A 2,788-nucleotide genomic window follows, 5' to 3' on the forward strand; every position below is an offset into this window, starting at 1 on the left:
AGGGATCTTTGGAGACATGTTCAGCGATGTCCGAGAAAGTGTAGACCTATGTTTCTTAAGCGAGCGAAAAACTTTAAGGAATTTCATCTCTGCCAAGATAAAGGCAAAAAAAGGTCCCATAATATCCTCGCAAGGCGATTTGCTCGGATACCATGAAGGAGCAGTCTTTTATACAGTTGGACAAAGGGAAGGATTGGGATTATCTAACGGGCCGTGGTATGTATTAAGCGTTAAAGAGCATGATAACACTTTAATAGTTGGTAGGAAAACAGATCTATACAGGCGAACTATAAAATGCCTTTGCCCTCACTGGCTTGAAAGACCCAAAATCGGGGAAGCATATACAGCACAACACAGGTATAAAACGACACCCAAACCTGTTGTATTGTCCCACCTTGACAAGCACGAATTTACAGTGGAAGCACTTGAATCCCCCCTTTGGGGCGTCGCACCCGGTCAATCGCTGGTAATCTACGATAGAGAAGTCGTCATGGGCGGGGGCATTATAGCTGATTCCACCAATTCCAGCAGTTGAAGAAACTTCCAGCAGTTGAAGAAACTTGAAGCTTAAAGGAGGTTAAAATACATGTCATCATTGATAGAGGAAAAAAGAGTGCCTAAGGAGTTGCTCCGCTTTAAATCATCTATTGAAAAGTTTGACTTTACCACCACAGCAGATCTCGTTAGCGATAATAGACTAATAGGTCAAGAAAGGGCGGCAAAGGCGGTTTCCTTTGGATTGTCGCTCAACAAGAAAGGGTATAACATATTTGTGGTGGGCAATCCCGGAAGCGGCCGCATGACCTATGCCATGAGGCAAATTGGAGCGAGGGCAAAAAAACTGCCTGCTCCAGATGATTGGCTTTATATGCACAATTTCGATAATCCCAGCTCGCCAATGGCAGTAAACATGCCCGCGGGAGAAGGCAAAAGGTTTGCCCAATCGATAACGGAAGTTATCGAGGAGCTTAAATCGACCTTAAGTAAGGCTTTTGAGGATAGTCAGTACGAGGATGCAAAGGCTCAACTTGTCAAGGAATTTCAAGAGCAAGTTAACGAATTAATGGAACGTTTAAGAAATATAGCTCAACAGAACGGGTTCATCATAAAGCGCACCCCACAAGGCTTCGTAAACATACCGCTAGTCAAGATTGAGCAAGAAGGCAAGGTAGTGCACAGAGAAATGCAGCAAGAAGAGTTTGAGGCCCTTTCAGATGAAGAACAAAAAAGGTTACAAGAGATATCAGAAAAGATATCCCAATACACCTTGGATACCTTAAGAAGGATAAGAGATCTCGAGAAGGGACTAAAGGATAGGATTAGAGAGCTAGAAAGAAACATCTCCCGTAACGCCATAAGTCCCCTTTTATATGAGGTCAAGGAAAAGTACACAAAGTCGGAAAAGCTGTCGAAATGGCTCGATTCCATGGAGGAAGACGTGATCAAAAACTTCAACATATTCGTTGCTGCCGCGAGGGATGAAAGCATAGAAGTGGATTTTGGAAAATATATGGTAAATGTCTTTGTCAGTAACGACCCCGACGAAGGCGCGCCGGTGGTTAGGGAATCTAACCCCACTTATTACAATCTAATGGGCAAGGTGGAATATGAAAGCAGACAAGGCCATCTTTATACAGACTTCAGAAAAATAGTTGCTGGTGCGATTCACAGAGCAAATGGCGGATACTTAATCCTTGAAGCAGAGGAATTACTAAGGCAGTACCTCTCTTACGATGCACTAAAGCGCACCCTTAAGGATGACCAGTTGACCATAGAAAATTTGGGAGAACAACTCGGATTTATACCCGTTTCCTCCTTGAGACCCGAGCCAATTCCGTTAAACATCAAAGTTGTGATCGTGGGTACTCGGTTAATTTATTACTTACTGAGCTTGTATGATAAGGAATTTTCCGAACTTTTTAAAATAAAGGCGGACTTTGACGTCGATATGCCACGAAACGAAGCCACTGAATATGATATGGCTACCTTTGTAGCAGAATACACGCAACAGGAAAATTTGCTTCCCTTTGACAGGGAGGCGGTGGGTGAAGTAATAGAATTCGCCTCTCGATTGGCAGATCACCAACACCGAATGACAACGCAAATGAATAAAATAACGGAGGTATTGGTTGAGGCAACGGCTTGGGCCAAAGAGGAGGACAAAGATATAGTAGAAGCCGCACACGTTCGAAAGGCAGTTAGCGAGATGCGCTATCGAGTTAGTCTAATCGAAGATCGTATGTTCAAGGCCTTTGAGGATGGGATCCTTCGCATTGAAGCCGATGGCGAAAAGGTTGGACAGATAAATGGGCTTACCGTTATAGGCATGAGGGATCATACTTTTGGTCATCCTGTAAGAATTACATCCAACGTCTATATGGGACAAGAAGGGGTCGTTAACATTGAAAGAGAGGTCAAACTTACAGGGCCCATTCATAACAAAGGTTTACTGATACTTTCAAGCTACCTAGGCAAAAAATACGCCCAGGACATGCCTTTAACCTTATCAGCAAGGATTGCCTTCGAACAAACTTATGAGGAAATAGAAGGCGATAGTGCTTCGTCGACTGAGTTGTATTGTTTGCTATCGTCTCTTTCTGGTTACCCGCTCAAACAGGGCATCGCGGTCACCGGTTCGGTAGATCAATTTGGAAACATCCAACCCATTGGAGGGGTAAACGAAAAGATCGAGGGATTTTTCAGGTACTGCAAACTACGCGGCTTGACTGGTAAACAGGGTGTTGTGATCCCTAAACAGAATTTAATTCACTTGATGCTAGATCATGAG

The 2,788-nt window shown here is 43.7% G+C and carries 2 protein-coding genes; both read left to right on the top strand.

The annotated features are described in order from the left end of the window. On the top strand, positions 1-535 hold a 535-nt coding region (locus Q7P41_RS05365), incomplete at its 5' end, for a tRNA methyl transferase PRC-barrel domain-containing protein (RefSeq protein WP_369693139.1). Between the two features lie 51 nt (positions 536-586). After that, positions 587-2,788, top strand: a 2,202-nt coding sequence (locus Q7P41_RS05370; protein WP_303882753.1) for a Lon protease family protein, incomplete at its 3' end; no start/stop codon positions are given.

This window comes from Acetomicrobium mobile, from assembly GCF_937920065.1.